At 68.2% G+C, this 5,872-nt stretch carries 2 protein-coding genes; both read left to right on the forward strand.

The window, feature by feature from the left end:
* On the forward strand, window positions 1-4,254 hold a 4,254-nt coding region (locus ACCC97_RS28425), incomplete at its 5' end, for an amino acid adenylation domain-containing protein (RefSeq protein WP_413336305.1).
* Window positions 4,254-5,872 (forward strand): condensation domain-containing protein (locus ACCC97_RS28430; RefSeq protein ID WP_413336307.1); only part of this gene is annotated, 1,619 nt, incomplete at its 3' end. The genes ACCC97_RS28425 and ACCC97_RS28430, both read left to right, overlap by 1 nt.

Here is a 5,872-nt window from a genome sequence, read left to right on the forward strand (position 1 = left end):
CACCAGATCACGACGCTGAACTTCGTGCCCTCGATGCTGCAGGCCTTCCTGGCCTACGAGGGCATCGAGGCGACGACAAAGTTGAAGCACATCATCTGCGGTGGCGAAGCGATGCCCGCGGCCACGCAGAAGGAAGCGCTGCAGCGACTGGGCGGCGCCACGCTGCAGAACCTGTACGGCCCGACCGAGACCACCATCCACGTCACCCAGTGGACGTGCCGCGACGACGGCAGCACGCAGGTGCCGATCGGACGGCCGATCAGCGACACGCAGGCGCATGTGCTGGATGCGAGCCTGAACGAAGTCCCGGCCGGTGTGGCCGGCGAGCTGTACCTGGGCGGCATCCACCTCGCACGGGGTTACCTGAGGCGAGCCGGCCTGACGGCCGAGCGCTTCATTGCCACCGACAACGGCAACCGGCTGTACCGCACCGGCGACCTGGTGCGCTGGAGCAACGAGGGGCAGCTGGAGTACCTGGGGCGCATCGACCACCAGGTGAAGGTGCGGGGCTTTCGCATCGAGCTGGGGGAGATCGAGGCGCAGCTGCAGGCGCAGCCCGAGGTGAGGGAGGCGGTGGTCGTCGCGAACGAAGGCCCCTCGGGTGCAAGGCTGGTCGCTTACGTATCGGGCCAAGGCATCGACACGGCGGCGCTGCGCGAGCGCCTGGGTGAAGCGTTGCCCGACTACATGGTGCCCAGCGTGCTGATGGTGCTCGATGCACTGCCGCTGAACGCCAACGGCAAGGTGGACCGCAAGGCGCTGCCTGCGCCCGAGTTCACCAGCGACAGGGCGTACGAAGCGCCCCAGGGCGAAGTCGAACAGGCCCTCGCAGCCATCTGGGCCGAAGTCCTGCAGGTCGAGAAGGTCGGCCGCCATGACAACTACTTCGAGCTCGGCGGCGATTCCATCCTGAGCCTCAAGGTGACCGCGCGCGCGGCCAGGGCCGGCGTGCCGCTGAACCCGCGTCAGGTGTTCGAACACCAGAGCCTGTCTCGCATCGCGCGCGCCGTGCAGGGCGGCCAGCCTTCGGAAACGCAAGCGATCCCCGTGCTGACGGCGGCGCAGCGTGCCGGCACGCTGGCGCTGTCCCATGCGCAGATGCGCCAATGGTTCCTGTGGCAGTTCGACCCGCAGAGCACGGCGTACCACATCAGCGGCGCGCTGAAGCTGGCGGGCCCGCTCGACGTGAGCGCCGTGCGCGCGAGCTTCGACGCGCTGGTGCAGCGCCACGAGTCGCTGCGCACCGTGTTCCGCACCGACGCGCAAGGCCTGGCCGAGCAGGTGATCCGAGAAGCCGCTCCGCTCGACATCGCGGTGGTCGATCTCTCGGCGCTGCGCAACGAGCGAGAGCGCGAAGCGCGCAGCAACGAAGAAGCCTCGCGCCTGAGCCACACGCCCTTCGACCTGGCCGAAGGGCCACTGCTGCGTGTTGGCCTGATCCGCCTGGCGCCCGAGGAACACATGCTCGTCGTGGTGATGCACCACATCGTGTCCGACGGCTGGTCGATGCAGGTCGTGGTCGACGAGTTCGTCGCCCAGTACGGCGCGCACATGCAAGGCGCGACCGCAGCACTGCCGCCGCTGCCGATCCAGTACGCCGACTACGCCGCATGGCAGCGCGACTGGCTGGAGGCCGGCGAGCGGGATCGCCAGCTGGCGTACTGGAAGCAGCACCTCGGCACCGGTCAGCCCGTGCTGCAACTGCCCACCGACCGCGCACGCAACGCGGATGGCCGCTACACCGCGGTACGGCACGGCTTCGAACTGCCGAACGATCTGGTTCGCAAGCTGCACAGGCGCTTGCAGGCCCAGGGCGCGACGCTGTTCATGGTCCTGCTCGCAGGCTTCCAGGTACTGCTGAACCGCTACACCGGCGAGCCGGACATTCGCGTGGGCGTGCCCATTGCCAACCGGCACCGGGCGGAGACCGAGAACGTCATCGGCTTCTTCGTCAACACGCAGGTGCTGCGCAACGTGCTGGACGGCCGCGAAAGTCTGTCGCAGGTGCTGGCCCACGCGAAAGACGCGGCCCTTGGCGCGCAGGCGCATCAGGACTTGCCTTTCGAGCAACTGGTGGAAGCGCTGCAGCCGGAACGCGTTCCTGGCGCGAACCCGCTGTTCCAGGTGCTGTTCAACCATCAGCGGGGTGACGCTGCTGCGCTGCAGGGTATACCCGGCCTGACGTTGACCGAGTGCGACCTGGGGGCGCAGGCGACGCAGTTCGAACTGACGCTGGAAACCACCGAGGACGCCGATGGCCGCGTGCGCGCGAGCCTGCGCTATGCGGCGGAGCTGTTCGAGGCGCGGACCATGGAGCGCATGGCGGGCCACTACCTGGCGGTGCTGCAGGCCCTGGCGGACCACCCCGGACAGGCGGTGGGCGACGTGGCGCTGCTGGGCGAGGCGGAGCGTGCGCAACTGGCCTCGTGGGGTGCGTGCAGGCAGGCAGCCGAAGCGGGCGAGCCGATCCACCGGCTGATCGAACGGCAAGTGCGTGCGCGCCCCGAAGCACCCGCGCTGTGCTTCGGCGAGCAAACGCTGAGCTACGGCGAACTCAATGCCAGGGCCAACCGCCTTGCACACCGGCTGATCGCCCGGGGCGTGAAGCCCGAGACCAAGGTGGGCATCGCGGTGGAACGCTCCATCGAGATGGTGGTGGGTATCCTCGCGATCCTGAAGGCCGGCGGCGCCTATGTTCCGCTGGACCGGGAGTACCCCGCAGATCGGCTGGCCTACATGGTCCGCGACAGCGGCATCGCGCTGCTGCTCACGCAGAGCCACCTGCAGGTGCCGGGCATCGAGGCGCTGCAGGTGTTGGCCCTGGACACGCTCGACGTTAGTGCGGAACCCCACACCAACCCCGATATCGACCTGCACGGCGAGAACCTCGCCTACGTCATCTACACCTCCGGCTCCACCGGCCGTCCCAAGGGTGCACAGCTGTGCCACCGCAACGTGACACGGCTGCTCGATGCCACCGATGCCTGGTTCGGCTTCGGCCCCGAGGACGTGTGGACGATGTTCCACTCCTACGCCTTCGACTTCTCCGTGTGGGAGATCTTCGGGGCCCTGTGCACCGGCGGCAAGCTGGTGGTCGTGCCGTTCTGGGTCAGCCGTTCGCCGGAAGACTTCCTGCAGCTGCTGCAAGTGCAGAAGGTGACGGTGCTCAACCAGACGCCTTCGGCCTTCGGCCAACTGACCAGCCTGCCGCAAGTCCATGACTTGACATTGCGCACCGTCATCTTCGGCGGCGAAGCGCTCGACCCGCAGCGCCTGCGCCAGTGGATCGAGCACCATGGCGATGACAGTCCGCAACTGATCAACATGTACGGCATCACCGAGACCACGGTGCATGTGACCTACCGGCGGATCACGGCGGCGGACCTCGAGGGGCAGCGCAGTCCGGTCGGGGTGGCCATCCCGGACCTCGGACTGCGCGTGCTCGATGGGCAACTCAACCCGGTACCGGTGGGCGTGGCCGGCGAGCTGTATGTCTCGGGCGCCGGGCTGGCGCGCGGCTACCTGAACAGGGCCGGACTGACATCGGAGCGCTTCATTGCGACGGAAGGCGGAGAGCGCCTGTACCGCACAGGCGACCTCGTGCGTTGGAGCGCGGAAGGCCAATTGGAGTACCTGGGCCGCATCGACCACCAGGTGAAGGCGCGGGGCTTCCGCATCGAGCTCGGGGAGATCGAGGCGCAGTTGCTGGCACAACGGGAGGTGCGAGAGGCGGTGGTCATCGCCAACGAAGGCCCGACGGGCACGCGGCTCGTGGGTTACGTGTCGGGGCAAGACCTCGACACGACGGCACTGCGCGAACGCCTGGGCGAAGCACTGCCCGACTACATGGTGCCGAGCGCGCTGGTGGTGCTCGACGCACTGCCGCTGAACGCCAACGGCAAGGTGGACCGCAAGGCCCTGCCGGCGCCGGAGTTCACGAGCGAGCACGCCTACGAGGCGCCCGCGGGCGAGGTGGAAGAAAAGCTGGCCGCCATCTGGGCCGATGTGTTGGGCGTGCAGCGCGTGGGCCGCAACGACAACTTCTTCGAACTCGGCGGCCATTCGCTGCTGTCCGCGCGGCTCGTGGCGCGCCTGCATGCCGCCATGCACAGTGAACTCACCATCCGCGACGTCTTCCAGTACCCGACCCTGGCTGCCATGGCTGCCCGGATCGCCGGGGCCCTCCGGGACAGCCCCGTGGTCCAGGCCCTTTCAGAAATCGATTCGCTGATCGACAGCATGGAGACCGTTTGATGGAAACCACCGCAGCCCGCCGCATCGCCGAGCGCTTCTCCCGGTTGCCGGCCGAGCAGCGCCGCGTGGTGTACGAGGGCATCCGTTCCAAGGGCCTGACGCTCGATCAGTTTCCCATCCTGCCGCGCGAAGACGCCGCGCAGGACCGCTGCCATGTCTCCTACGCGCAGTTGCGCCAGTGGTTCCTGTGGCAGCTCGATCCGCAGAGCACGGCCTATCACGTGAGCGATGCGCTCAAGCTCACGGGGGCGCTGGACGTGGACGCGGTGCGAACCAGCTTCGAGGCATTGGTGGCACGCCACGAATCGTTGCGCACGGTGTTTCGCGCCGATGCCGACGGACTCGCCGAGCAGGTAATTCGCGAGGACGGCCAACTCGACTTCTCGCTGCTGGACCTGAGCCTGGCGGACGCCGGCGCTCGCGAGGCCATGGCCCGCGAAGCGGCACGGCGCATCGGCAACACGCCCTTCGACCTGACGCGGGGACCGCTGATGAGGGTGGCGCTGATCCGCCTGGCGCCCGAAACGCACGTGCTGGTGCTGGTAATGCACCACATCGTCTCGGACGGCGGGTCGCTGCAGATCATCGTGGACGAGTTCGCGGCGCAGTACCGCGCTTGCGTGCAGCACGAAGCAGTGGTGTTGCAGCCGATGCCGATCCAGTATGCCGACTACGCAGTGTGGCAGCGGCACTGGCTGGAGGCCGGCGAGCTGGAGCGCCAGCTCGCCTACTGGAAGACGCAGCTCGGCGGGACGCAGCCGGTGCTGCAACTGCCGCTCGACCACGCCCGCAGGCCCGATGGCCGGTACGGTGCGGCCACCCACCGGTTCGAAGTGCCCGCGTCGCTGGTTCAGGGCCTGCAGAAGCGGGCCCGGCATCAGGAGGGCACGCTGTTCATGGTGCTGCTGGCCGGTTTCCAGGTGCTGCTGGGCCGCTACAGCGGCCAGGAAGACATTCGCGTGGGCGTGCCGATCGCGAATCGCCATCGCGTGGAGACCGAAGGCGTGGTTGGCTTTTTCGTCAACACGCAGGTGCTGCGCGCGCTGGTGGACAGCCGCACCAGCCTGCTGCAGGTGCTGGCGCAGGCGCACGAAGCGGCGCTGGGTGCGCAGATGCATCAGGACCTGCCGTTCGAGCAACTGGTCGAAGCGCTGCAGCCGGAGCGTGTGCCGGGCATCCAGCCGTTGTTCCAGGTGTTGTTCAATCATCAGCGCGGAGATTTCTCGGGACTGGATGGGCTGCCGGGCCTTGCGCTGGAACCCTACGGCCTGGGGGCGCAGGCCGCGCAGTTCGATCTGATGCTGGTCACCGACGAGAGCCCTGACGGTCGGCTGCATGCGACGTTCAGCTACGCGGCGGAGCTGTTCGAGGCGCGGACCATGGAGCGCATGGCGGACCACTACCTGGCGGTGCTGCAGGCTCTGGCGGACCACCCCGAGCAGACGGTGGGCGACGTGGCGCTGCTGGGCGAGGCGGAGCGTGCGCAACTGGCCTCGTGGGGTGCGTGCAGGCAGGCAGCCGAAGCGGGCGAGCCGATCCACCGGCTGATCGAACGGCAAGTGCGTGCGCGCCCCGAAGCACCCGCGCTGTGCTTCGGCGAGCAAACGCTGAGCTACGG

The organism is Variovorax sp. Varisp85 (assembly GCF_047304045.1).
GTDB lineage: Bacteria > Pseudomonadota > Gammaproteobacteria > Burkholderiales > Burkholderiaceae_C > Variovorax.